This is a genomic window from Burkholderia crassaminum, assembly GCF_964265005.1.
In the GTDB taxonomy this organism is placed as follows: Bacteria; Pseudomonadota; Gammaproteobacteria; order Burkholderiales; family Burkholderiaceae; genus Burkholderia.
This window is the reverse complement of sequence record NZ_OZ183800.1, coordinates 2,078,532-2,101,418: the sequence shown is the minus strand read 5'-3', so window position 1 is coordinate 2,101,418 and position 22,887 is coordinate 2,078,532. Positions and strand designations below refer to the sequence as shown.

Below are 22,887 nucleotides of genomic sequence, written 5' to 3'. Positions count from 1 at the left end.
CTTACCGCGTCAACGCCGTAAACCCTTCCAGCAACCGATCGACATCAGCGGCTTGAATCGCGCCCATCGTCGAAATCCGGAACAGTTCCTTCGACAACCCGCCTTGCCCCGCGTAGATCACGAAGCCGCGCGCCTTCAAACCATCATGCAGCGTCTCGTACGTCACACCCTGCGGCAACCGATACGCCCGCAGCACGACCGACGATTCACCTTCCGGCAGCACGAGCGGCATCCCGCGCGCAGCAAGCCCGGCCTGAGCCTGATCGGCCAGCGCCTTGTAATGCGTATGACGCGCGCGCCATCCACCTGCCTCATCAAACTCTCGCAGCGCCTCGACGAGCGCGTAATACGCATGCACGGAAGGCGTGAACGGCGTATTGCGCTGATCCTGCAGCTTCGCAAGACGACCGAGATCGAGGTAGTAAGTGCGGCTCGCAGCCTTCGCGAGCGCACTGCGGCGCACGATCACGAACGCTGCGCCCGGTACACCGTGCAGGCACTTGTTCGCCGTCGCGGCAACCGCGTCGATGTCGCCGCCGGCGAAGTCGATCGCTTCCGCGCCGAAGCTGCTGACGCCATCGACCAGCATTTTCACGCCGCGCGAACGGCACACCTCGGCAATCGCGCTGAGATCGTTCAGCCGGCCCGTCGTCGTTTCGTGATGAATCACGGCGACATGCGAGTACCCGCCCGCATCGAGCCGCGCAGCGATCTGCGCAAGATCGGGTGCCTGCATCCACTCATGCTTGAGCACGTCATGCGCGATCCCGTACTGCGTTGCGATCTGCGTGATCCGCTCGCCGTAAACGCCGTTCTCGATCACGAGCAGCTTGCCGTCCTTCGGCACGAGCGCGGCGATCATGCTTTCAACGGCAGCCGTACCCGAGCCCGTCATCAGCACGGCCGTCCACTCGGCCGGATCGAGCTCGTACGCGGCGACGAGGCGCGCGCGTGCCTCATCCTGCAGATCGAAGAATTCGCTTTCGCGATGGCACAGGTCGGGTTGCAGCAGGCTGCGGCGCACGCGTTCGGTGAGCGTGACCGGGCCGGGGTTCAGCAGCAGCATCAATGGGCTCCTTCAACGTGGGCTTCGGTCTGCGCGGCGCCGATGTGCCGCATCAGACGGGTCTTGACCTCGACCGGCGTGACGGTCGGGCGGGGCAGGCCGTCGGGCACGCCGGTGCGGATCGCCAGGCGCACGAACTGCGCACCGTCGTGCGACCCGGCCAGCGCCGTATCGAGCACGTCGAGCGTGTCGCCTTCGGCCGCCGACGCGTAGCCGCATGCAGCCGCGACACCGGCGAACGACACGTGCTGCGACACCGTTGCCTGGCCGCCCGTCGATTCGTGCGCGCCGTTGTCGAGCAGCACGTGCGTGAGGTTGGCCGGGCCGTAGGTGCCGAGCGTCGCGAACACGCCCATGCGCATCAGCGCGGCGCCGTCGCCGTCGACCGCAACGACCTTCAGGTCGGGCCGCGCGAGCGCGAGGCCGAGCGCGAGCGGCGTCACGCAGCCCATCGAGCCGACCATGTACAGCTGGTTCGGGCGATCGTCGATCGCGTAGAGTTCGCGGCCGCAGAAACCGGTCGATGCAAGCACGACGGTCGAATCGACCGGCGTGTGGGAGATGACGCGCTGCAGCGCGTCCTGGCGGGTCGGCCAGGCTTCGGCCGACGCGGCACGCGACGACGATTGCGCGGCGACATGCGCGCGCGGCGTGGCCACCGGGTTTGCCTTCAGCTCATACGGCGCGACGCTGCCTTTCTGCATCACGAGCGCATACGGGCGGCCCGTCGCGTCCATGTGCGCGATCGCGCGGTCGAGTGCCGGGCCGACCTGTTCGGGGTCGGTCGGGAAGGTCTCCCACGGGATCTCCATCGTGTCGAGCATCGCGGGCGTGATCGGGCCCATCAGCGCGTGCTGCGGCTCGTCGGATACGCCCGGCTGGCCGCGCCACGTGACGATCAGCAGTTGCGGCAGGCGGAACGTCCACGTCAGCGACGTGAGCGGGCTCACCGCGTTGCCGAGCCCCGAGTTCTGCATCATCGCGATGCCGCGCTTGCCGCCGAGCGTCGCGCCCGCGATCAACGCGACCGCGTCGCCTTCGTTTGCGGCCGACACGTAATTCAGCGTCGGGTCCTGCAGCACGTAGTTGATGAACGGCGTCAGGTACGAGCAGGGCACGCCAGCGTACCAGTCGAAACCGCGCTCGCGCGCGGCCTCGACGAACTGGGCCGCTTCGATCATTGCGTGCCCCCGTTGCCGGTGCCCGGTTCGGACAGCGGCGTCTGGCCGTGCGCGAAGTCGCCCGCGCGGCGGAAGTCTTCGAGATCGTTCACACCGCGCCAGTGGCCGTGCACGTACTGCACCTCGATCTTCTCGCCGGCGGCGATCAGTTCGTTGAGCAGCGACGGGATGTCGAGCGTGTCGAAATCGTCGCGCGCCTGCAGCGTCGCGAGCATCGCCTTCAGGCGATCGACGCCGGCGCCGCGCACGTTCAGCAGGCCGATCCAGCGGCCGTGCGGCGTGCCCGTGGCGACGTCGCTCGATACACGTTGCAGGTAGGTCTTCTGGCCGAACAGGCCGCGATCGTCCGCCGCCGAGCACAGTGCGAAATCGCGCACGCTCTGGTTCGTTTCCGTCAGCGACGAATCGACCACCACGCTGAACTCGGCCTCGCTCTCCGCGAGGTCGCGCACGATGTAGCTGCGGAACAGCAGGTCGCCGTACGAGATCACGGTGTCGCCGGTCAGGCGTTCGGCCGCACATGCGAGCGACGCGAGTTCGCCCGTCTGCGCATGGCGTTCGTTGACCACGAGCTTGATGCCCGACGTGTCGATCGCGTCGGCGCGATAGCCGCCAACCACGGTGATGTCGTTCACGCCGTGCGTCTTGAAGCCGTCGACGAGCCAGCGCAGCAGCGGCTTGCCGGCGACCGGCAGCATGACCTTCGGCTTGTCTTCGGTTACGGCTTCGAGGCCCTTGCCGCGGCTCGCGGCGAGCACGATCGCGGCGTTCGACGCGCGTGACGACGACGACAGGTAGATACGCTCGGCGGCCGAGTACTCGTCGGCGTCCTGCAGGCGGAAGATCTCGTTGACCGATGCCACGCGGTCCTCGACGTTGATCAATGTTTCGCTCTCGTGGATCTCGCGCGCGGTCGCCTGCATCGCGGATGCCGACGCGCGGATCAGGTGATTCGCCCAGATCACGGTGCTGATGCCGGCCTGGCGGAACACGTCGGTCGGCGTGCTGTAGTACTTGGTCGGCACGATCACGAGCGGCGCCTTGCCGCTCCATTCGCGCGCGAACTGCAGGATCTCGTCCGGGCGCGACAGCTTGCTGTGGATCAGGATCGCGTCGGCGCCGGCTTCCGCGTACGCGTTCGCGCGACGCAGTGCCTCATCCATCCCCCAGCCTGCGATCAGCGCTTCGACACGCGCGACGATCGAGAAGTCGGGATCGGTCTGCGAATCCTTGCCGGCCTTGATCTTGCCGCAGAACTCGTCGATTTCCGCGAGCGGCTGGCGCTCGCCGCCGATGAAGCTGTTCGTCTTCGGAAACTGCTTGTCCTCGATACAGACGCCGGCGATGCCGCGCTGCTCGAGCTTCTTCACGAGGCGGCGCACGTTGTTGAAGTTGCCGTAGCCGGTGTCGCCGTCGAGTAGGATCGGCAGGTCGCTCGCGTCGGCCATGAATTCGAGCACGTCGACGACCTGGGTCCAGCTCGCTTCGTTGTTGTCGCGTACGCCGAACTGCGCGGAGATCGCGAGGCCCGATGCCCAGATGCCCTTGAAGCCGGCTTCGCGGACGATTCGCGCGGACAGGCCGTTGTGCGCTTCCATCAGGAATTCGAGGTCGCTGCTGACGAGCATGCGGCGCAGGCGTGCGCTGCGCGATTCGGTGAAGTTGGGTTCGCGTGCGTTCATCGTGCGGCTCCTGCGGTGGTGCGTTGAATCAGGGGGAGGATTTCTTGCGTGGCGCGGGCGACGTCGTTCGGGAAGTCGATCTCGATCCACGGCGAGCCGGTAACGTCGGCGACGTCGAACGAATGACCGCCTTCGAGCAGCAGGTCACGCACGGCTTCCTCGTGCGGCATGTTCGCGCGGCCGCTGTCGACGTAACCCGCGACGATCGTCGCGAGGCGGCGCGCGGTGCCTTCGGTGAAGCGGAAAAAGCCGACCGATTCGCCGATCGTGTCGTATTCGAGGTCGACCGCGAGCTGCTTGCGCAGTTCGACCGGCACGCCGTTCTTCAGGCACAGCTTGACGGGCTCGTCGCCGGCCTCGAAGTCGCGGTCGATCAGCAGGCGATCGACCGTCTTGTCGGAATCGGCCACCAGCGCGTGCAGGATGTTTTCGTCGTACAGCACGTCCGCGTCCATCAGCAGCACGTCGCCGCCGCGCGTCATCGCATCGGCGACGGTATGCACGGTCAGCACGCTGCCGAGGTCGTAGCGGTCGTTGATCACGATCTCGGCCTGGCGGCCGAGACGCTTCAGTTCCTGCTCGACCTTCTCGTGCTGAAAGCCGAGCCCGAGCACGATCTCGTCGACGCCCGCGGCGTCGAGTACGCGCAGATGGCGCTCGAGCAGCGAAACGTCGTCGAAGCGCAGCAGGCACTTCGGGAACTGCGCTTCGGGCGGTTGTTGCAGGCGCAAGCCGAGGCCTGCCGCAAGAATGATGGCTCGCATGGGTTCTCCAACCAAAAAGCCGGCGATCTGAACGATCAGTCGGCGAGCGGCTGCGGCGCACGGCGCCGCTGCCAGTTTCTTTCACTGAAATGCAGATAGAGCAGGCCGGGCAGGCCGAGCGCGAGTTCGCGCGCGCGCTTCGCGAGCGACAGCGCGAGCGCCGCGTCGGGCGGCAGTCCGACCAGCGGCGCGAGCAGCAGGTAGCCGCCTTCCTGCGCGCCGAGCGAGCCCGGGATCGCGAAGGCCGCGCCACGAATGGCCTGGCCGACGCTCTCGAGCAGCAGCGCGTCGAGCCAGCTCACCGGATGCCCGAGGAAGTGCAGCGCGAGCCACACTTCCGCGGTGCCGACGATCCAGCCGACGAGACTCAGTGCGAACGTCTTCGCGACCTTCGCACGATCGCGGTACAGCGCGCCGACCGCGTCGTCGATTGCGTCGGCGCGGGTCGCCAGCGACGACCAGTCGCGCGGGCCGAGCAGCTTCGACGCGAGGCGCAGGCCGCGGCCGAACAGCCCGCGCCGCTGCGCGGCATAGAACAGCAAAGCCAGCGCGCCGAGCACGCCGGTGGCGATCAGCGCGGGCGTGCGCAGGTGCGCGACCGACTCGTGCGTGGCATACAGGCTGAACGCGGCGATGCCGATCAGCGCGAACGCCATTTGCGCGAGCGCCTGCATCGTCGTGCTGACGGTGACGGCCGCCGCCGCGTCGGCCATCCGCGTGCCGCGCTGCGCGAGGTGGCGCACCATCAGCACGGGGCCGCCGATCTGCCCGGCGGGCAGCAGGCTGTTCACCGATTCGCCGACCCAGCGCGCGCGCAGCGCATTGCCGAGCTCGGCGCCCGGCTGGCCGCGGCGGAACATCACGGAGATCGCGATCGCGTCGATGACGAGCGGCACGACGTGGAACGCCGCGACGAGCGCGAGCCCCCAGCCGGCCGCGAGGAACGTGGACGCGACCGCGCCGACGCCCTGCCATGCAAGGAGTGCAACGAAGAGTGCGGTCCCGAGGGACAGCAGGATCAGGCCGGCGCGTGTCATGACCCGGTCGTGCGTCGCGTCGCCAGTTGCTTGAACACCTGGCGGAAACCGAAATACGCGATCGCGTCCTTCATGTTCGAGATGAAGCGCTTCCACGGACGCATGCCGGGGTTCGTCACGTATTCGAAGGTGAGCGACACACGCATCTCGTTCTGGCCCAGCGGCGTGATGCGGTGGCGCAGCTTGTCGCCGTCGAACAGCACGATGCCGCCGTCGGCGATCTGCACGGAGCCCGGTTCATCGGCCACGTCCGGATTGCGCGTGTGCAGCTCGTAGTCGAGCCGGCACGACGATTCGTCGATCACGCCGATCAGCAGCGTGTAGCGGCGGCCGTCGTAGTACGACGTGTCGTAGTGCCAGCCGATGTGGTCGCCGGGCTTCGTGTAGTAATACAGTGCATACGCGTGCGGATCGTCGTCCGGCGACAGCATCAGCTTGTCGCCCGTGACCTTCTCGAGGAAGCTGATCAGCGCCTTCGAACGATACAGTTCGGCGATGTACGGCGCCTGCTCGTCGATCGTATGGCGGCTCACGCTGCCGCCCTGCTTGTGGCCGGGCAGGTAATTGCGGTTCAGGCCGGCCTGCATCGCGCGGGCCGCCGCCGCGAGCTTCGCGTGCGCGTCGGCCGGCAGGAAGGCGTCGAGGTACAGGAACGAGCCCTGGCGCGTGTAGTCGCCGCGCAGGCGGTCGAGGTCGAGCGGGCCGACGCAGTCGGCCACGGTGCGATCGGGATCGGCCGCGGCCGCGCGCGCAGGCGCGGGGCGTGCCGGGCTCAGCACGGAGTCGTCGCGCGTGCTAGGAGTCATTTGGAAGCCTGGATTTCAGTTGAATTCTGGCGGACGTTGCCGCGCCGGACGATGCGCCACCAGTCGATCACGACCCATGCGGCGAACAGCGGGGCGCCGATCGACGCCGCGAGCAGGAACGGCTCGACGCCGTCGACGAGCGTCACGAGCGGCAGCAGATAGAGCACGTCTTCGGTTTCGAAGCCACCGGCGAACGCCTGCTTGGTGCCGGCCTTGCCGGCGATCGATTCGATCCGCATGCGCAGGAAGAAGATCAGCGCGACGGCGGCGCCGGCCACCGCGCCGAGCAGCACCGGCGACGCGGCCATCTGGCCGCCCTGGGCGACGATGCCGAGGCCCATGCTGACGAACAGCGCGACCGTGACGAGCGCGTCCGCCGCGAGGTCGTAAAAATGACCGATCTTGCTGGATTTCCCGCTGATGCGTGCGAGCTCGCCGTCGGTGTGGTCGACGAAGTTCGACAGCACGATCAGGAACGCGCCTGCATTGCTCCAGCCGAAGCCGCCGTGCGCGAGGCACCAGGCGCCGGCGAGGCCGATCAGAAGACGAACGGTGGTGAGGTGATTCGGGGTGACGGGCGTGTCGACGAGCGGTCGGACAAGCGAGCGCGCGAGCCGCGCATCCCAGGTGCGTGGCAGGGGCGGTTCGGCGCGTGTGGCGGTTTTTCTTTGGTCCATCGGCGAAATATATACGGAATTGTAATTTGTTGCTTTTTATTCGATCAATGTCCTGACATGAGGGAGTGTTACCGCGTCTTGCAGCGATCGGCCGACCGAAAAGCGCGTGCGCGACAGGGCGGCCGAACGGGGCTGCGGGATCCGTATTCCAGTGTGGTTCGCGTCGCGCGGCTGTCAAGGACGGACGGGCCTCACAGGCCGGTGCGGCGGTACTTTTCGCGCTTTCCGGCGCGCGTCGCGCGGCGCGTGCGAGCTTGACGTGCGTCAGGCTGCGGCAAGCCGCATCGGGTGACAATTGGCCGCGCCGGACGGGTATCGATCATTGCTGATCGACAGGCGATAAATCGCAATGGAAATTCGGCGATTGATGCGCTCAGGTTGGTGATCGTCGACCGGTCTTTCTGTTCGATGCTTTCGCGCACCTTTCGTGTGCATCCGATTCGAACGGCGTGCCTGTCACAGAACGGCGGTTCGATACCCGGCAAATCCGGCAAGGATCTTTTTCATACAGCGGACATTTCGCGGCGATCGCCTCTGAGATACTCCGACCGTGCCTGTGGTGCCGGCCGCCCCTCGCGGCCCCAAGGGCTTCATGTCGCTCAGGAGACACCCCCAGCGACGTCAACGACAGACCAAAGCGTCAGAAACCAGCCATGTCTTCATCACGCATCCTCGCTCCCGCCCTGCGTTCGCTCGTCCGCACCGCCGACGAAGCCGCCGCGCTGATCCGTCCCGGCATGACCGTCGCCATGAGCGGCTTCACGGGGTCGGGCTATCCGAAGGCCGTGCCGGCCGCGCTTGCCACCCACATCGACGCGGCGCATTCGCGCGGCGAGGACTTCCGGATCAACGTGCTGACGGGGGCATCGACCGCGCCGGAACTCGACGGCGCGCTCGCCCGCACCAACGGCATCTCGATGCGGCTTCCGTACCAGTCCGACCCGACGTTGCGCGACAAGATCAACGGCGGCGAAGTCGACTACCAGGACGTCCACCTGAGCCACGTCGCGCAGTACGCATGGTTCGGGCTGTACGGCGATCTCGATGTCGCGATCGTCGAAGTCGCGGGCATCCGCGAGGACGGGTTGCTGATTCCGTCCGCATCGATCGGCAACAACAAGACGTGGCTCGAACGCGCGAAGCACGTGATCCTCGAGGTCAACTCGCGCCAGCCGCTCGGCCTCGACGGGATGCACGACGTCTATTACGGCACCGCGCTGCCGCCGCACCGCAAGCCGATTCCGCTGACGAAGAGCGACGACCGGATCGGCGAGCCGTACCTGCGCTGCCCGGCCGACAAGATCGTCGCGATCGTCGAGACCGACGCACCGGACCGCAGCAATGCATTCTCCGCGCCGGACGCGACATCGAAGCAGATCGCGCTGCAGCTGATCGACTTCCTGCGTCATGAAGTGAAGCGCGGCCGCCTGCCGGAAAACCTGCTGCCGCTGCAGTCGGGCGTCGGCAACATCACGAACGCGGTGCTCGCGGAACTCAGCTCGGCCGGCTTCTCGAACCTGACCGCTTACACCGAAGTGATCCAGGACGGCATGCTCGACCTGCTCCAGGACGGCACGTTGAGCTTCGCGTCGGCCACCGCGCTGTCGCTGAGCCCGGCCGCCGTGCAGCGCTTCGCCGACGAGATCGCCACGTTCCGCGAGAAGATCGTGCTGCGCCCGCAGGAGATCAGCAACCATCCGGAACTCGTGCGCCGTCTCGGCTGCATCGCGATGAACGGGATGATCGAGGCCGACATCTACGGCAACGTGAACTCGACGCACGTGATGGGCACGAAGATCCAGAACGGCATCGGCGGCTCGGGCGATTTCGCGCGCAACGGCTACCTGTCGTGCTTCATGTCGGCGAGTACCGCGAAGGGCGGCGCGATTTCGCGGATCGTGCCGATGGCGAGCCACGTCGATCACACCGAGCACGACGTCGCGGTGGTGGTCACCGAGCAGGGGCTGGCCGACCTGCGCGGCCTGTCGCCGAAGCAGCGTGCACGCAAGGTCATCGCGACCTGCGCGCATCCCGACTACCGGCCGATGCTCGAGGACTACTTCGAGCGGGCGTCGCGCGAAAGCTTCGGCAAGCACACGCCGCACCTGCTCGCCGAGGCGCTGTCGTGGCACGAGCGCTACGTGCGTACGGGGACGATGAAGGCCTGACGTTTCGGCCTGCGACGGGCGCGCGCCCGTCGCATCGTCAATCCATCGCCGCGTGCGCGATCTCCACGCTCGCCGTTTTCCGCGGCGGGCGGATCAGCAGCAACAGCGGAATCATCAGCAGCGTCGCGACGAACATCAGCTTGAAGTCGTTCAGGTACGCGATCATCGATGCCTGCTGGTTGATCGTGCGGTCGAGCAGCGCGATGTCGAGATGGCTGCCGGACATCGCCTGCACGGCGGGGTTGAACGGCGTGATCTGCGCGGCGAGATCGGCGTGCGACACCTGCGTGTTGCGCGTCATCAGCGTCTGCACGATCGAGATGCCGATACTGCTGCCGATGTTGCGCATCAGGCTGTAGGTGGCCGTGCCGTCCGCGCGCAGTTCGGGCTGCAGCGTCGAGAACGACAGCGCGCTCAACGGCACGAACACGAGCCCCAGCCCGAAGCCCTGTACCACGCCCGGCCACACGATGTCCGCTTCGGACAGCACGACCGTGTACTGCATCATCTGCCACAGCGCGAGCGCGGAAATCGACAGCCCCGCGAGCAGCAGCATCCGCGCATCCACGTATTTCAGCAGCCTTCCGACGAACAGCATCGCGATCATCGTGCCGGCGCCGCTTGGTGCGGTGACGAGGCCCGTTGTCGCGACCGGGTAGCCCATCAGGTTCTGCAGCATCGGCGGCAGCAGCGCGCGCGTCGCGTACAGCACCGCGCCGACCACGAAGATGAACAGCGTGCCCGTCGCGAAGTTCGGGTCGCGCAGCAGTTCCGACTTGAAGAACGACGCCTTGCCGACGGTCGCGGTATGCACGAGGAAGAACGCGAAGCTGAGCGCCGCGACGATCGCCTCGATGCGGATCTCGTACGAGCCGAACCAGTCGAGCTGTTCGCCGCGGTCGAGCATCGCCTGGAACGCGCCGATCGCGAGCGCCAGCGTCGCGAAGCCGAACGCGTCGAATTTCACGTGCGGGCGCGGCGCGCGCGCGGGCAGGAAGGTCATCACGCCGGCGAGCGCGAATGCGCCGATCGGCACGTTGATGAAGAACACCCAGCGCCAGTTGTAGCTGTCGGTGAGCCAGCCGCCGAGCGTCGGGCCGAGGATCGGGCCGACCATCACGCCCATCCCCCAGATCGCCATCGCCTGGCCCTGTTTCTCGCGCGGGTTGATGTCGAGCAGGATCGACTGCGACAGCGGCACCAGCGCGGCGCCGAACACGCCCTGCAGCAGGCGCGCGCCGACGATCTGCACGAGTGTCTCGGACAGCCCGCATAGCGCGGACGCGACCGTGAAGCCCGCGATCGACACGATCAGCAGCCGCTTCACGCTGAGCCGGTCGGACAGCCAGCCGGTGAGCGGTGTCGCGATCGCCGCCGCGACGATATAGGAGGTCAGCACCCACGTGATCTCGTCCTGCGACGCGGACAGCGTGCCTTGCATGTGCGGCAGCGCGACGTTCGCGATCGTGCTGTCGAGGGTCTGGATCAGCGTGGCGAGCATGATCGACAGGGTCAGCATCGGCCGGTTCAGGGCGGGCGAGGCGGGGGCGTCGGCGGCGGGGTTCAAGCGGGTGTCTCCGTGGGGTGGTCGCCGTGGGCGGCGATCCGGTATCGCTGGAATGATAAGCACGCTTATTATAGATCCGCTTATCGCCGGGCCGCGAGCCATGGGTGGTTGCCGGCTTGACCCTATAATCCCCGCATGGACAAGACCTACGAGAACCGGATCGGCTACCTGATTGCAGACGTGGCCCGCCTGAACGGGCGCCTGTTCGACCGGCGCGCGAAGCGCATCGGGCTGACGCGCGCGCAAAGCCGCGTGCTTGCGTACCTGACATGGAAGGGCGAGATGAATCAGGCGCGGCTCGCCGAATGGCTCGAGATCACGCCGATCTCGCTCACCCGGTTGCTCGACCGGATGGAAAGCTATGGCTGGATCGAACGCATTGCGAACGACGACGATCGCCGCGCGTTCGTGATCCGGCTGACCGACAAGTCGCGCGAGATCTTTCCGCAGATGCTCGAAGTGGGTGACACCGTCGCTGACGACGGTCTGCGCGGCTTCACGCCCGACGAGCGCGATACGCTGGTGCGGTTGCTCGGGCGCATGCGCCACAACCTGATCGACTGCGGCGGGGAGTGATGCGCGACGCCATCCGGGCAGGCCGGATGGGTTTGGCAGCAACGGGAGCGCCGGGTGGCAGCACACGCCGCGTCGGCCCGCACGCAGGCATGGGCATCTTCATCTCTGTTGCGCCGGTGCGGATGCCCCGCGCGGCCTTCGCTCGGCTCGCGCAGGACAATGCGCCTGTCACGCTCGACGAAGCGCTTGTGCGGGCGTCGACGTCGGCCGGCTGAGCCGGCGCTACCTGTTACCGCGGTGTTGGCGAGTCCGTGTGCTCAACGGGCCAGCGCCGCGAGCGTGAACGCCGCCAGATAGAGCCCCACACCGTACGACAGATGCGTGATGAGGCTGCGCCGACGCGCGACACCCGGATGCGGCGTGCGCGACGCCGCGATGCCGAAGCCGAACGCGGGCTGCATCACGAAGAACGGCGCGACCACGCTGGCAAGGCCGGCGACGAGCGCGGGGAGCAGGGTCGGCGCGTCGATCCATTCCGCTCCCGCGATCGCGACGGGTAGCGTCGCGAACATAATGCCGATCGCGTAGTGCGCGATCCAGCCAAGTATGCGCTCGCCCGGGACGGGCGGCGCGGTGACGATCGACGCATGCCGGAAGCGGCCGCGCATCATGTGGCCGACCCAACGGCCGACCAGTGCGTAGTCGAGCGCGGGCGTGCCGAACGCACGCCGCCGGAACAGCGTCCACAGATCCAGCAGGAACGTGGCACCCGTGCCGATCAGCAGCACGTCGAGCACGATAGCGGACGTATTCATCGCACACCTCCGAAGCGGAAGGCTGCTGCGCGGTGCGGCGGAATATCGGTTGGTTTCAGCGGTTTCATGGCGTTTCGGGCTTGCGTTCGTGAAGTAGAGCAACTATCTTGCAACCTCAAGTTCACTTGAGGTCAAGCATGAGCCGTCTGGACATTGCGGACGTGGCGCGGCGCTCGGGATTGCCGGCGTCGACGTTGCGCTACTACGAAGAAAAGGGGCTGATCGCTCCGATCGGCCGGCAGGGGCTGCGGCGGCAATACGACGAGTCGGTGCTGGAACGTCTGACGTTGATCGCGCTCGGACGCGAGGCCGGATTCTCGCTCGACGACATTCTGGCGATGGTGGGAGCGGACGGCCTGCCCGCGATCGATCGCGCGAAGCTCGACGGCAAGGCCGACGAACTCGACCGCACGATTCGCCGTCTCGGCGCCGTGCGCGATATGCTGCGGCACGCGGCCGTGTGTCCGGCGCCAAGCCATCTCGAATGTCCGTCGTTCCAGAAGCTGCTGCGCATCGTCGCGCATCGTCATTCGGCGCGTCGCACGAAGGCTGGCGGTGCGTAGACCGTGATACCGCGCGATGCGCGTGCGGCAGGGCGGCACCGCCGTGGGGCCCGGCTGGAAGTCGAAAACGAAAACCGGAACAACGGGGTTGACGCGTGTCGATATTGCTTGCGCCATTGCTGGTGCTTTATGTGCTTCCGGCCGCGTATGCGGCATCGAAGGTCGGGCCGCATTACGGGTTTCTCGCCGGGTGCGCGACGATGGCCGCCGTGCTGGCGACGCAGACCGTGCTGCTGACGTGGGGGGCCGCTTTGGTGAAACGGCGGCGTGGGGCCGATGGGCAGCCCGAGGCGGCCGCGCTGGCCGATAGTCTGGAGGACGAACCGGTTGACGAGCCCGACGACCCGCCTGAAGTGCCGCTTCGATACGGCGAGCATGCACGATTCAAGCAACTGGTTCTGATTGCCGACGCCGCGCGGCCCGACGTCACGCGCCGTTTCTACGACAAGGCGAAGCGGACGATCGAAGCGCATGTGGATGTCGAGGCGGGGCGCGACGGTTCGGGCGCGGCAATGGTGTCGACGGCCGACCTCGCTTCGGCAGATGGCCTGTCGGCCGCGCCGCTGGACGAAACGCTGACCGTATTCGTGTCGAACGACGGTGCGTGGGCGGGGTTCCGCGTCGGCGACGACAGCTTCCGGTTTCGCCACGACGCAATCACGAGACTGCGATTCACGCACGTGATGCCGGTTCGCTGGAACGGCGACTATATGGTGACGTTCTGGTTCGACGTGCCGAACCGGCAGCGCAGGACCGATTACAACGCGTATTCGACCGGGTTCGATCTCGGGGTGAGCCGTGCCGCACACCGATCCCGCTCGCTCACCCATGCATGTCGCGAGATCGCGTCGGTGCTCGACGTCGCGTTCGACGTCGACGAAATCGGCGACGACTGATTCACCCCGCGTAGTACACGCGACATTCCTGCTCGCGCCCGCGCACGATGCGCTTGCCGACGAGCGAGCCGACCGTTTCGGTGAAGACGGTGCGCTGGTGCTCGCACTGCAGCGCGTCGTAGAAATAGAGCGAGACCCAGTCGGTCGGGCGGGAGGCCTCCGGCGTGCGCATTGCGGCAAGCAGGCACAGCGCCGTGAAATGCCAGCCGCCCTTGGTCATGTGCATCACGGGCGACGGCACGTAACCGTCCACGTTCAGGCGCCGGTGCGCGAGCGTCGGCAACGCGCCGGCGGCGGCCTTGTTGCGGTACAGGCGGTCGATGTAGAGCAGCAGTTCGACGGGCGGCTCCGTGCCGGGGCCGACGTTCTGCACGTGGCCCTGCCAGCGCCGGCGGCGGCTCAGCACGTCGTCGAGCGCGGTGCGGATGCCGGCCGCGCGCCGCGGGCCGACGCCCGAGATCGTTTCGAGCTGGCCGTTGCGGGCCGCGCGTTCGAGCTCCTCGAGCGTATCGATGTGAAGCAGGTCGTGAATGCGCAACGCGAGTGCGTGGCCGATGCCCGGCACCGCTTCGAACGCGGAGGTGCGTTCGGCGTCGCCGCACAGCCGGTCGAGCTGGCGCCAGCGCCCCGTCACCAGCAGCTCGGCAATGGCCTGGGCGACGCCCGCGCCGATTTCGGGCAACGTACCGAGCGCATCGATGCCGCCGGACTCGAACAGCGCGCGGATGTCGAGGTCGAGCGCATCGACGGTCTCGGCCGACGCGCGGTACGCGGCGACCCGGTACGGATTCGCGCCCTGGTCAGCCAGCCGTTGCGCCGCCTCGCGCAGGCAGGCCGCGATATGCCGGTTTTCCTCGTACGTTTGGCCGGCGGTCGTCTGCATGGCAAGGGACCCGGGGTAGCACAAACGGAATGGACACGGCGAACGATGCGCCGGTCGGCTTTTCATCATTGTCGCGACACGCGATGAAGAAAACTTGACGCACGTCAATAGCAAACGTAGCACAGGTGGGAAGTGCACGGTCGTGCCGGCAGGCGGCACGACCGTGCGTCGCGTAATGCGGTCACGCGTCGAGAAACGACTGCGCGTTCTCGGCCTCGGCGGCCGTGCGCAACGCGGCGAGCGCCCGTTTCTCGATCTGCCGCACGCGTTCGCGCGACATGCCCGCGTCCTGCGCAATCGCGTCGTAGGTATCGGGCTCGGTGCCGCCGAGGCCGAACCGCCGACGCAGTACGTCGGCTTCAGCCGGCGTGACCGACCGGAGCAGCGACCTCACGCACTCGCGCATGCGCGTGTCGGCCAGTTGCTCGAACGGGCTGGCCGACGCCTGATCCTCGATCAGCTCCACGAGGCCGGTGTCCGCGTCGGGCAGCGGCGTGTCGAGCGACACGGGCTCGGCAGGCAGCGCCAGCATCGCCCGTACCTTGTCCTCGTCGAGGCCGGTTTCGGCCGCGAGTTCGGCCGGCGTCGCCCGGCGGCCCGTGCGCTGACGAAAACGCAGCGCATGCCGCTGCACACGCTGGTACTGGTCGCCCACATGCACGGGTACGCGGATCGTGCGAGCGCGATCCGCGACCGCGCGCGCGATCGCCTGGCGGATCCACCAGGTTGCATAGGTCGAGAACTTGAAGCCGCGCCGGTATTCGAATTTCTCGATCGCGCGCATCAGGCCGAGGCTGCCGTCCTGCACGAGATCGGGCAGGTCGACGCCGCGGTTCATGTACTTCCGCGCGATCGACAGCACCAGCCGCAGGTTCGCTTCGAGCATCGCGCGCGTGGCGTCGCGCACTTTCTGCTGGCCGTCGGCGAGCGCTGCCGCGAGGGCACGCCGCGCGACCGTGTCGAAGCAGGCGGCTTCGCCCGCCGCGGCGCCATGCGGCGCAGACGCGAGCGTGCCCACGACGCGGCTCGCGTCGTCGACGGCCGCCGCGACCCACGCGATCGAGCCGAGCAGCGCGGCCACGCGGTTGCGCGCGTCCCGGTATTCGGCCGAACGGAAGCCATGCCCGTGCAACGCGCCGCGCAAGGCCGCGGCGGCCACCTGCAGCGCGTCGTAGCTGGCAGGCGCGGGCGTGTCGGGGGCGTCGCCATCGGACGACCCGGCGGTGGCGCTCGTCGCCGTCGCGCGGTGGCGCGCAAGCAGTGCGTCGACCGCAGCCGGATAGCCGGCGAGCGCGTGCAGGATCTGGTGGCGGCCCGTCTCGAGTTCGCGCGCCAGCACGATTTCGCCTTCGCGCGTGAGCAGCGGCACTGCCTGCATGCGCCGCATGTAGAGCGCGAGCGGGTCGGTCGACGCGCTCGTGCCGCGTGCGAGGTCGCCGAGCATCGCGCGGCCTTCGTCGAGCGCATCGCGATCGACGTCGACATGCGCCGAACCGGCGAACGGCGCTGGCGCGGCCGGCTCGTCGAGCACGGCGATGCCGATGTCGGCGAGCGCGGCGCGCACGACGTCGAGCGCGTCGGGGCTGTCGCTTTCGGGCGGCAGCGCGTCGACGAGGTCGGCGTGGGTCAGATAACCCTGTTCGCCGGCGAGCGCCAGCAACTGGATGATCGGATCGAGCGGCGTGTCCGCCCGAGGAGTGGGGCGTGGCGTAGTCATGTCGATGGCGGCGTGAGCCGCGTTCCTGTCGGGGCGGGCCGAAGTCCGCTGGTTTCGGGCCGCCGGTTGCTCGCGAACCCCCGTCCGCGCCGGCCAGCCTGACATCGTTCAAGTTGAGGGCATTTGCGCGAACTTCAACGCGAGCGCGGCAGACATGCCAGCACGCGGCGTGCCTGCGCGCCCGTCCGGCGCAGGAAACAAAAAGTAACCGATCATACCGAGCGGAAATCTGCAGGGGACGTAAGCTAGAGTCAGGCGCGCGTCTGGCGGCGCAGCGCAGATTCTGCCGGAGCAAGAAATGACCCCGATTCCTGCCGCGAGGTGTGCGGCGTTCGCATTGATCACGCTGACCCTCGGCGGCTGTTATTACACGAGTCCGTATGGCTATGCTCCGTACTATGCGCCCGCGCCGGCCACGCTGACGCAGCGCGAGATACCCGTCACGCCGGCTACACCGGGCACCGCTGCACCGAGCCAGGGTCCGGCGGCGGCCGCGCCGCCCGCGGCCGACCCGGCTCCCGTCTACGTCGCGCCGGCCTATCCGCCGCCGTATCCCTATCCGTATCCATACTATGCCCCCGCGTATTACCCGGGCTGGTACGGCTGGGGGGCGCCTGCGATCTCGGTCGGCTTCTGGGGCGGCTGGGGTGGCGGCTACTGGCGCGGACGCGGCGGGTATTGGCATCGTCCGTGGGGCGGCGGCCACTGGGGTGGTGGCGGCTGGGGCGGGCATCGGCATTGACCGGCGCGCGGCGGCACCGCGCGGGAGAGCATCATGAGGAACACGATTGTCCGAAGTTTGTGCGTCGTCCTGCTCGGCCTTGCGGCCGCGCCGGGCGTCGCCGATGCGCAGAGCAGCGCCTACACGAACTCGCCGGCCGAGCTGTATGCCGGGCCGGCACCCGACTATCCGGTGGTTGCGCAGATTCCGCCCGACACGGCGCTGGACGTCTTCGGCTGCCTGAGCGACTACTCGTGGTGCGACGTTGCGCTGCCGGGCGTGCGCGGCTGGATCGATGCGCAGTTGCTCGAGTATCCGTACCAGGGCAGCTACGTGCCGCTGTACGACTATGGCGCGATCATCGGCGTGCCGATCACCGGATTCGCGATCGCCGCGTACTGGGATCGCTACTACCGCAACCGGCCGTGGTATCACGATCGCGATCGCTGGGCGCATCGTCCGGAGCCGCGGCTCGGCCCCGGAGGCATGCCGCCGGGACGCGGACGCCCGCAACCGGGCGGGGAGATGCAGGTCGCACCGGGCGGTCCGCCGCCCGTGCATGACGCGCGTCCGTCGGCTGCGCGCGGCGGCTGGAACGGCGCGATCCGCACGCCGCCGCCGGCTGCGCCGGCGCCGGGCGGGGCGGGCAACGCGCGTTCGGCCGGCCCGCCACCGGCCGTGTTGCGCCCGCCGCCCGCGCCGGGTGGCGAGGCGCGTCAGATGCCGCCGCCGGTGCGCCAGGGAGGCGGGGGCGGCGGCGGTTATGCGCGGCCGCAAGGTGGTGGAAACGGTGGCGGTAACCACGGTGGTGGAGGCGGCGGAGGCGGTGGCCCCGAAGATTTCCGTCACTGATGTCGCCGGCGCCGTGGATTCCCCGGGCGCCGGACGAAAAAAAGCCGCTCCGGAGAGCGGCTTCCATAGTGGGCACGCGGGCGGTTGTCCTGACCGCAGCCTGACCGGCTGTGCGTTGCAGGCAGCCGGTCGTGCTACCCGTGTCAGTCGTCGAGCAGCGACAGGTCGCGCACGGCACCCTTGTCGGCGGACATGACCAGCTTCGCATAGGCCTTCAGCGCCGCGGACACCTTGCGCGGACGCGGCTGCGCCGGCTTCCAGCCCTTCGCGTTCTGCTCTTCGCGGCGGCGCGCCAGCTCTTCGTCGGACACCAGCACGTCGATCGTGCGGTTCGGGATGTCGATGCGGATCTTGTCGCCGTCGCGCACGAGGCCGATCGCGCCGCCCGCGGCCGCTTCCGGCGAGCAGTGGCCGATCGACAGGCCCGACGTGCCGCCCGAGAAGCGGCCGTCCGTCAGCAGCGCGCATGCCTTGCCGAGCCCCTTCGACTTGATGTAGCTGGTCGGGTAGAGCATTTCCTGCATGCCGGGGCCGCCCTTCGGGCCTTCGTAGCGCACGATCACCACGTCGCCGGCCTTGACCTTGTCGTTCAGGATGTTTTCGACCGCTTCATCCTGCGATTCGGTCACGTGCGCCGAGCCTTCGAACACGAGGATGCTCTCGTCGACGCCGGCCGTCTTCACCACGCAGCCGTCGAGCGCGATGTTGCCCGTCAGCACGGCGAGGCCGCCTTCCTTCGAGAACGCGTGCTCATACGAGCGGATGCAGCCTTCGGCGCGATCGAGGTCGAGGCTCGGCCAGCGCGTGTTCTGGCTGAACGCGACCTGCGTCGGGATGCCGGCCGGGCCGGCCATGTAGAACGTGCGGACCGCATCGTCCTGCGTGCGGACGATGTCCCACTGGTCGAGGGCGTCCTTTAGCGTCGGCGTGTGCACGGTCGGCACGTCGGTGTGCAGCTTGCCGGCGCGGTCGAGCTCGCCGAGGATCGCCATGATGCCGCCGGCGCGGTGCACGTCCTCGATGTGGTACTTGTTCGTGTTCGGTGCGACCTTGCACAGCTGCGGCACGACGCGCGACAGGCGGTCGATGTCCTTCATCGTGAAGTCGATGCCGGCTTCCTGCGCGATCGCCAGCAGGTGCAGGATCGTGTTGGTCGAACCGCCCATCGCGATGTCGAGCGTCATGGCGTTCTCGAACGCCTTGAAGCCGACCGAACGCGGCAGCACGCGTTCGTCGTCCTGCTCGTAGTGCTGGCGGGTGAGCTCGACGATGCGGCGGCCGGCGCGCTTGAACAGTTGCTCGCGATCGGCGTGCGTGGCCACCACCGTGCCGTTGCCGGGCAGCGACAGGCCGAGCGCTTCGGTCAGGCAGTTCATCGAGTTCGCGGTGAACATGCCCGAGCACGAGCCGCAGGTCGGGCACGCGGAACGTTCGACTTCGGCGACTTCTGCGTCGGAATACGACGGGTCGACCGCGATCACCATCGCGTCGACGAGGTCGAGCTTCTTCACTTCGATGGCCTTGGTGACCGGGTTCGCGAGGCGCGTCTTGCCGGCTTCCATCGGGCCGCCCGACACGAAGATCACCGGGATGTTGAGGCGCATCGCGGCCATCAGCATCCCCGGCGTGATCTTGTCGCAGTTCGAGATGCAGACCATCGCGTCCGCGCAGTGCGCGTTCACCATGTATTCGACCGAGTCGGCGATGATGTCGCGGCTCGGCAGCGAATACAGCATGCCGTCGTGGCCCATCGCGATGCCGTCGTCGACCGCGATCGTGTTGAATTCCTTCGCGACGCCGCCGGCAGCCTCGATCTCCCGTGCGACGAGCTGGCCGAGATCCTTCAGGTGCACGTGCCCGGGCACGAACTGGGTGAACGAGTTGACGACCGCGATGATCGGCTTCGAGAAATCGTCGTCTTTCATGCCGGTGGCGCGCCAGAGCGAGCGCGCACCTGCCATGTTGCGGCCAGCGGTGGAGGTTTTGGAACGGTAAGTGGGCATTGTCGTTGCTGAAGAAATATCGCGGGAAAAGGGTGGAGGCACGGGGAATAAAGGCCTCTCTCGCGCCCGTGCGAACAACCTCTTGAGCTGCGCCCTGGGCAAACCGGGCGATTATCCCACAGCCGCCGCGGGCGTGGCGCCCACGGGGTGCGCAACCGGCGCCGGCGGCGTGCCCGGCGCGGAACGCGCGGACGGCTGCGGGACGCCCGCGCGACCAGCCGCGCAGGCGACCGGGTCGCGCATCGGTCGCATCGGTCGGCGATGAACGCGCGATCCGGCGCCGCGCGTCGGCGATCAGTCGAGCAGCGTCAGGATCTCGTCGTACAGCGCCTTCGGAATCCGCACGCCGTTCGCGATGCTGCGCGCGCGGGCGTCGAAGCGCCGTTGCGACGGCAGCCGCGCACCCTGCGCGACGATCGAATCGAACATCCGCTCGCCGCGCGCGAGCCCCGTGTCGAGAGCGTCGCCGAGGAACACCTTCGGGTCGAAGGCGATCACGAGTTCGCCATGGCAAGGCGTCGCGCCGACACCTTCGTCGAACTCCATCGACTCGCGGCTCGTCATGTCGCCGATCAGCGCGCCGCCGAGCAATTCGACCATCGCCGCGAGCGCCGAGCCCTTGTGGCCGCCGAACGTGCGCATCGCGCCCTGCAGCGCGGCCTTCGGATCGGTGGTCGGCCGGCCTTCGGCGTCGATCGCCCATTCCGGGGGGATCGCCTTGCCTTGTTTCGCATGCAGCTCGATATCCCCGCGCGCGATCGCGCTCGTCGCGAAATCGAACACGAACGGCACGCCGCCCGGGCGCGGCCACGCGAACGCGATCGGGTTCGTGCCGAACACGGGCTCCTTGCCGCCTTCCGGCGCGACCCAGCTATGGCTCGGATTCATCGCGATGCCGACCAGCCCCTCGGCCGCGATCGCTTCGACTTCCGGCCACAGCGCGGAGAAGTGGTAGCAATGGTTGATCGTCATGGCGGCGATCCCATGCTGCCTTGCCATCTCGACGAGCACGGGCAGGCCCGTTTCGAAGCTCAGCAGCGAGAAGCCGCGATGCGCGTCGACCGCGACGATCGACGAAGAAAGCCGGCGCAGCGTCGGCACGGCCTGCGGATCGACCTTGCCCTTCTTCAGCGAACGCACGCAGACGAGTAGCCGGTACACGCCATGCGAATGGCATTCGTCGCGCTGGCCCTGCGTGATCACGTTGGCGATGGCCCGGGCATGGGCGTCGGACATGCCGTTGTGCGTCAGCACGCGCAGCGCGAGCGCATGCACTTCGTCGAGCGACAGGACGATTTCGTCGGTGGATGCGGTCATGTCATGCCTCCCGCGGAGCCGGCACGCCGTCGATGCGTTGCGGCACGTTCAGCGGATTGCCGTTGCGGATTGATTCCGGCAGCAGCGCGTCGGGCACGTCCTGATACGACACGGGGCGCAGGAAGCGCTCGATCGCACGCGCGCCGACGGACGTCGTGCGCGTGTCGGACGTGGCCGGGAACGGGCCGCCGTGCACCATCGCGTGACCGACCTCGACGCCCGTGCCGAAGCCGTTGACGAGAATGCGGCCGGCCGTGCGCTCGAGCGTCGGGCGCAGCGCGGTGAACAGTGCGGCGTCGCCGTCGGCGAGATGCGCGGCGATCGTCAGCTGGCCTTCCAGCGACTTCAGCACGCGATGCAGCGTGTCGGTGTCGGGGCAACGCACGATCAGCGAAGCGGGGCCGAAGACTTCGTCGCGCAGCTCGGGATGCGCGACGAACGCATCGGCCGAGGTTGCCAGCAGTGCGGCGCGGGCCTGCAGCCGGTCGCCTTCGGCACCTTGCGCGAGCAGTTCGACGGCAGCGTGCGCGCGAAGCGCCGCGACGCCTTGTTCGTAGCTGGCGTGGATATGCGGCGTCAGCATCGTTTGCGCGGGCGCTGCACGCACCGCAGCGGCGGCCGTTTCCTCGAACGCGCGCAGCGCGGGCCCGTCGACCGCGAGCACGAGGCCCGGATTCGTGCAGAACTGGCCGGCGCCGAGCGTGAGCGATGCGACGAACTGCGGCGCGATCGCAGCGTGGCGCGCGTCGAGTGCGGCGGGAAACAGCAGCACAGGGTTGATCGAGCTCATTTCCGCATAGACGGGAATCGGCTCGGGGCGCGCGGCGGCGATGTGCATCAGCGCGACGCCGCCGCGGCGCGAGCCGGTGAAACCGACGGCCTTGATGCGCGGATCGGCGACGAGCTTCTGGCCGATCTCGCGCGATGCGTCGAACAGCAGCGAGAACACGCCGGCCGGCATCCCGCATTCACGCGCGGCCTGCTGGATCGCGCGGCCGACGAGCTCCGACGTGCCCGGGTGCGCCGAATGCGCCTTGACGATCACCGGGCAGCCGGCCGCGAGCGCCGACGCCGTGTCGCCGCCTGCGACCGAGAACGCGAGCGGGAAATTCGACGCGCCGAATACGGCGACGGGCCCGACCGCGACGTTGCGCAGGCGCAGGTCGACGCGCGGCAGCGGCTTGCGCTCGGGGCGTGCCGGGTCGATCCGTGCGTCGAGAAAGCCACCGTCGCGCACGAGCGACGCGAACAGCGCGAGCTGGCCGACCGTGCGGCCGCGCTCGCCTTCGATGCGTGCGCGCGGCAGGCCCGTTTCGATCACGCAGCGCTCGATCAGGTCGTCGCCGAGCGCCATGATGTGGCGGCCGATCGCGTCGAGAAACGCGGCGCGGACTTCGAGCGACGTTTCGCGATAGATGTCGAACGCGTCGTCGGCGAGCGCGCAGGCCGTCTCCAGGTCGTGCAGGCTCGCGCCGCCGAAAGCGGGTTCGATCTGTTCACCGGTTGCGGCGGCGATCGCGTGGAGGGTGCCGTTCTGTCCGGCGACGGCGGACTGGCCGATCAGGAGCTGACCTGTGAGTTGCATGGTTTTCCTCGGAAAAAAGCAGGGGCCGGGCGTGGGGCGCCCGGCCGGAATGATGGTGAGAAAGGGAACGG

22 protein-coding genes are annotated in these 22,887 nt (G+C 68.1%); 7 read left to right on the top strand and 15 right to left on the bottom strand.

Translation table 11 applies throughout. The annotated features are described in order from the left end of the window. Window position 1: 1 nt before the first annotated feature. From ACPTTF_RS26425 to ACPTTF_RS26390, 8 genes are all read right to left on the bottom strand, one after another. The gene (locus ACPTTF_RS26425) at window positions 2–1,066 is read right to left on the bottom strand and encodes a 2-aminoethylphosphonate aminotransferase (protein ID WP_423368842.1); all 1,065 of its coding nucleotides are present in this window, start codon (window positions 1,064–1,066) and stop codon (window positions 2–4) included. Continuing rightward, window positions 1,066–2,247 carry a phosphonopyruvate decarboxylase gene (aepY, locus tag ACPTTF_RS26420; protein ID WP_423368841.1) on the bottom strand — a complete coding sequence of 394 codons (1,182 nt, stop codon included), beginning with the start codon at window positions 2,245–2,247 and terminating at the stop codon, window positions 1,066–1,068. The genes ACPTTF_RS26425 and aepY overlap by 1 nt, the downstream gene beginning before the upstream one ends. Then, window positions 2,244–3,929 (bottom strand): phosphoenolpyruvate mutase, encoded by a 1,686-nt coding sequence (aepX, locus tag ACPTTF_RS26415; RefSeq protein WP_423368840.1) that lies wholly within the window; start codon window positions 3,927–3,929, stop codon window positions 2,244–2,246. The genes aepY and aepX overlap by 4 nt, the downstream gene beginning before the upstream one ends. Continuing rightward, window positions 3,926–4,693: an NTP transferase domain-containing protein gene (locus tag ACPTTF_RS26410; RefSeq protein WP_059237056.1), complete on the bottom strand. Its 768-nt coding sequence runs from the start codon at window positions 4,691–4,693 to the stop codon at window positions 3,926–3,928. The genes aepX and ACPTTF_RS26410 overlap by 4 nt, the downstream gene beginning before the upstream one ends. A 35-nt stretch (window positions 4,694–4,728) precedes the next feature. Continuing rightward, the gene (locus ACPTTF_RS26405) at window positions 4,729–5,730 is read right to left on the bottom strand and encodes an HpnL family protein (protein ID WP_166953267.1); all 1,002 of its coding nucleotides are present in this window, start codon (window positions 5,728–5,730) and stop codon (window positions 4,729–4,731) included. Beyond that, entirely contained in the window at window positions 5,727–6,536 is an 810-nt protein-coding gene (locus tag ACPTTF_RS26400) for a HalD/BesD family halogenase (protein ID WP_423368839.1), read from the bottom strand. Before ACPTTF_RS26400 ends, ACPTTF_RS26405 begins: the two co-directional genes overlap by 4 nt. Further along, window positions 6,533–7,213, bottom strand: a complete 681-nt coding sequence (locus tag ACPTTF_RS26395; RefSeq protein WP_166953264.1) for a CDP-alcohol phosphatidyltransferase family protein — start codon at window positions 7,211–7,213, stop codon at window positions 6,533–6,535. Before ACPTTF_RS26395 ends, ACPTTF_RS26400 begins: the two co-directional genes overlap by 4 nt. A 191-nt stretch (window positions 7,214–7,404) precedes the next feature. Next, on the bottom strand, window positions 7,405–7,635 hold the full coding sequence (locus ACPTTF_RS26390; protein WP_423368838.1) for a hypothetical protein: 231 nt from the start codon (window positions 7,633–7,635) through the stop codon (window positions 7,405–7,407). Between the two features lie 231 nt (window positions 7,636–7,866). Between ACPTTF_RS26390 and ACPTTF_RS26385 the strand changes: the two genes are divergently transcribed. Next, window positions 7,867–9,381, top strand: coding sequence for an acetyl-CoA hydrolase/transferase family protein (locus ACPTTF_RS26385; protein ID WP_423368837.1), 1,515 nt, complete (start codon window positions 7,867–7,869; stop codon window positions 9,379–9,381). Between the two features lie 37 nt (window positions 9,382–9,418). Here the strand turns inward: ACPTTF_RS26385 and ACPTTF_RS26380 are convergent, their stop codons facing one another. Then, the gene (locus tag ACPTTF_RS26380; RefSeq protein ID WP_166953262.1) at window positions 9,419–10,948 is read right to left on the bottom strand and encodes a DHA2 family efflux MFS transporter permease subunit; all 1,530 of its coding nucleotides are present in this window, start codon (window positions 10,946–10,948) and stop codon (window positions 9,419–9,421) included. Between the two features lie 135 nt (window positions 10,949–11,083). On the opposite strand from ACPTTF_RS26380, the gene ACPTTF_RS26375 reads away from it, so the two are divergent. After that, window positions 11,084–11,524 (top strand): MarR family winged helix-turn-helix transcriptional regulator, encoded by a 441-nt coding sequence (locus ACPTTF_RS26375; RefSeq protein WP_069259684.1) that lies wholly within the window; start codon window positions 11,084–11,086, stop codon window positions 11,522–11,524. Beyond that, window positions 11,524–11,739, top strand: coding sequence for a hypothetical protein (locus ACPTTF_RS26370; RefSeq protein ID WP_423368836.1), 216 nt, complete (start codon window positions 11,524–11,526; stop codon window positions 11,737–11,739). Before ACPTTF_RS26375 ends, ACPTTF_RS26370 begins: the two co-directional genes overlap by 1 nt. Before the next feature lie 42 nt (window positions 11,740–11,781). Here the strand turns inward: ACPTTF_RS26370 and ACPTTF_RS26365 are convergent, their stop codons facing one another. Further along, on the bottom strand, window positions 11,782–12,279 hold the full coding sequence (locus ACPTTF_RS26365) for a DUF2938 domain-containing protein (protein WP_423368835.1): 498 nt from the start codon (window positions 12,277–12,279) through the stop codon (window positions 11,782–11,784). Window positions 12,280–12,416: 137 nt separating this feature from the next. Here ACPTTF_RS26365 and ACPTTF_RS26360 point away from each other — a divergent pair, with 137 nt between their 5' ends. Continuing rightward, on the top strand, window positions 12,417–12,842 hold the full coding sequence (locus ACPTTF_RS26360) for a helix-turn-helix domain-containing protein (protein ID WP_166953259.1): 426 nt from the start codon (window positions 12,417–12,419) through the stop codon (window positions 12,840–12,842). 95 nt (window positions 12,843–12,937) lie between these two features. Further along, window positions 12,938–13,738 carry a hypothetical protein gene (locus ACPTTF_RS26355; RefSeq protein WP_423368834.1) on the top strand — a complete coding sequence of 267 codons (801 nt, stop codon included), beginning with the start codon at window positions 12,938–12,940 and terminating at the stop codon, window positions 13,736–13,738. Window position 13,739: 1 nt separating this feature from the next. Here the strand turns inward: ACPTTF_RS26355 and ACPTTF_RS26350 are convergent, their stop codons facing one another. Both ACPTTF_RS26350 and ACPTTF_RS26345 read right to left on the bottom strand, forming a co-directional pair. Next, window positions 13,740–14,621, bottom strand: coding sequence for a helix-hairpin-helix domain-containing protein (locus ACPTTF_RS26350; RefSeq protein ID WP_423368833.1), 882 nt, complete (start codon window positions 14,619–14,621; stop codon window positions 13,740–13,742). 181 nt (window positions 14,622–14,802) lie between these two features. Next, window positions 14,803–16,338, bottom strand: coding sequence for a sigma-70 family RNA polymerase sigma factor (locus ACPTTF_RS26345; protein ID WP_423368832.1), 1,536 nt, complete (start codon window positions 16,336–16,338; stop codon window positions 14,803–14,805). Between the two features lie 298 nt (window positions 16,339–16,636). On the opposite strand from ACPTTF_RS26345, the gene ACPTTF_RS26340 reads away from it, so the two are divergent. Both ACPTTF_RS26340 and ACPTTF_RS26335 read left to right on the top strand, forming a co-directional pair. Then, entirely contained in the window at window positions 16,637–17,080 is a 444-nt protein-coding gene (locus ACPTTF_RS26340; protein ID WP_423368831.1) for a hypothetical protein, read from the top strand. Window positions 17,081–17,113: 33 nt separating this feature from the next. Continuing rightward, window positions 17,114–17,911 (top strand): SH3 domain-containing protein, encoded by a 798-nt coding sequence (locus ACPTTF_RS26335; protein ID WP_423368830.1) that lies wholly within the window; start codon window positions 17,114–17,116, stop codon window positions 17,909–17,911. A gap of 143 nt (window positions 17,912–18,054) precedes the next feature. Here the strand turns inward: ACPTTF_RS26335 and ilvD are convergent, their stop codons facing one another. The 3 genes from ilvD to ACPTTF_RS26320 all read right to left on the bottom strand — a co-directional run bounded on the left by ilvD (window position 18,055) and on the right by ACPTTF_RS26320 (window position 22,816). Beyond that, window positions 18,055–19,914, bottom strand: coding sequence for a dihydroxy-acid dehydratase (gene ilvD / locus ACPTTF_RS26330; protein ID WP_166953247.1), 1,860 nt, complete (start codon window positions 19,912–19,914; stop codon window positions 18,055–18,057). Between the two features lie 294 nt (window positions 19,915–20,208). After that, window positions 20,209–21,231 carry an Ldh family oxidoreductase gene (locus ACPTTF_RS26325; RefSeq protein WP_423368829.1) on the bottom strand — a complete coding sequence of 341 codons (1,023 nt, stop codon included), beginning with the start codon at window positions 21,229–21,231 and terminating at the stop codon, window positions 20,209–20,211. A gap of 1 nt (window position 21,232) precedes the next feature. Further along, the gene (locus ACPTTF_RS26320; protein ID WP_423368828.1) at window positions 21,233–22,816 is read right to left on the bottom strand and encodes an aldehyde dehydrogenase (NADP(+)); all 1,584 of its coding nucleotides are present in this window, start codon (window positions 22,814–22,816) and stop codon (window positions 21,233–21,235) included. Window positions 22,817–22,887: the final 71 nt, after the last annotated feature.

Coding starts and splice junctions, on each gene's coding strand:
- ACPTTF_RS26425 (WP_423368842.1), bottom strand. CDS start 1,066: ATGCTGCTGCTGAACCCCGGCCCGGTCACGCTCACCGAACGCGTGCGC.
- aepY (WP_423368841.1), bottom strand. CDS start 2,247: ATGATCGAAGCGGCCCAGTTCGTCGAGGCCGCGCGCGAGCGCGGTTTC.
- aepX (WP_423368840.1), bottom strand. CDS start 3,929: ATGAACGCACGCGAACCCAACTTCACCGAATCGCGCAGCGCACGCCTG.
- ACPTTF_RS26410 (WP_059237056.1), bottom strand. CDS start 4,693: ATGCGAGCCATCATTCTTGCGGCAGGCCTCGGCTTGCGCCTGCAACAA.
- ACPTTF_RS26405 (WP_166953267.1), bottom strand. CDS start 5,730: ATGACACGCGCCGGCCTGATCCTGCTGTCCCTCGGGACCGCACTCTTC.
- ACPTTF_RS26400 (WP_423368839.1), bottom strand. CDS start 6,536: ATGACTCCTAGCACGCGCGACGACTCCGTGCTGAGCCCGGCACGCCCC.
- ACPTTF_RS26395 (WP_166953264.1), bottom strand. CDS start 7,213: ATGGACCAAAGAAAAACCGCCACACGCGCCGAACCGCCCCTGCCACGC.
- ACPTTF_RS26385 (WP_423368837.1), top strand. CDS start 7,867: ATGTCTTCATCACGCATCCTCGCTCCCGCCCTGCGTTCGCTCGTCCGC.
- ACPTTF_RS26375 (WP_069259684.1), top strand. CDS start 11,084: ATGGACAAGACCTACGAGAACCGGATCGGCTACCTGATTGCAGACGTG.
- ACPTTF_RS26370 (WP_423368836.1), top strand. CDS start 11,524: ATGCGCGACGCCATCCGGGCAGGCCGGATGGGTTTGGCAGCAACGGGA.
- ACPTTF_RS26365 (WP_423368835.1), bottom strand. CDS start 12,279: ATGAATACGTCCGCTATCGTGCTCGACGTGCTGCTGATCGGCACGGGT.
- ACPTTF_RS26360 (WP_166953259.1), top strand. CDS start 12,417: ATGAGCCGTCTGGACATTGCGGACGTGGCGCGGCGCTCGGGATTGCCG.
- ACPTTF_RS26350 (WP_423368833.1), bottom strand. CDS start 14,621: ATGCAGACGACCGCCGGCCAAACGTACGAGGAAAACCGGCATATCGCG.
- ACPTTF_RS26345 (WP_423368832.1), bottom strand. CDS start 16,338: ATGACTACGCCACGCCCCACTCCTCGGGCGGACACGCCGCTCGATCCG.
- ACPTTF_RS26340 (WP_423368831.1), top strand. CDS start 16,637: ATGACCCCGATTCCTGCCGCGAGGTGTGCGGCGTTCGCATTGATCACG.
- ACPTTF_RS26335 (WP_423368830.1), top strand. CDS start 17,114: ATGAGGAACACGATTGTCCGAAGTTTGTGCGTCGTCCTGCTCGGCCTT.
- ilvD (WP_166953247.1), bottom strand. CDS start 19,914: ATGCCCACTTACCGTTCCAAAACCTCCACCGCTGGCCGCAACATGGCA.
- ACPTTF_RS26325 (WP_423368829.1), bottom strand. CDS start 21,231: ATGACCGCATCCACCGACGAAATCGTCCTGTCGCTCGACGAAGTGCAT.
- ACPTTF_RS26320 (WP_423368828.1), bottom strand. CDS start 22,816: ATGCAACTCACAGGTCAGCTCCTGATCGGCCAGTCCGCCGTCGCCGGA.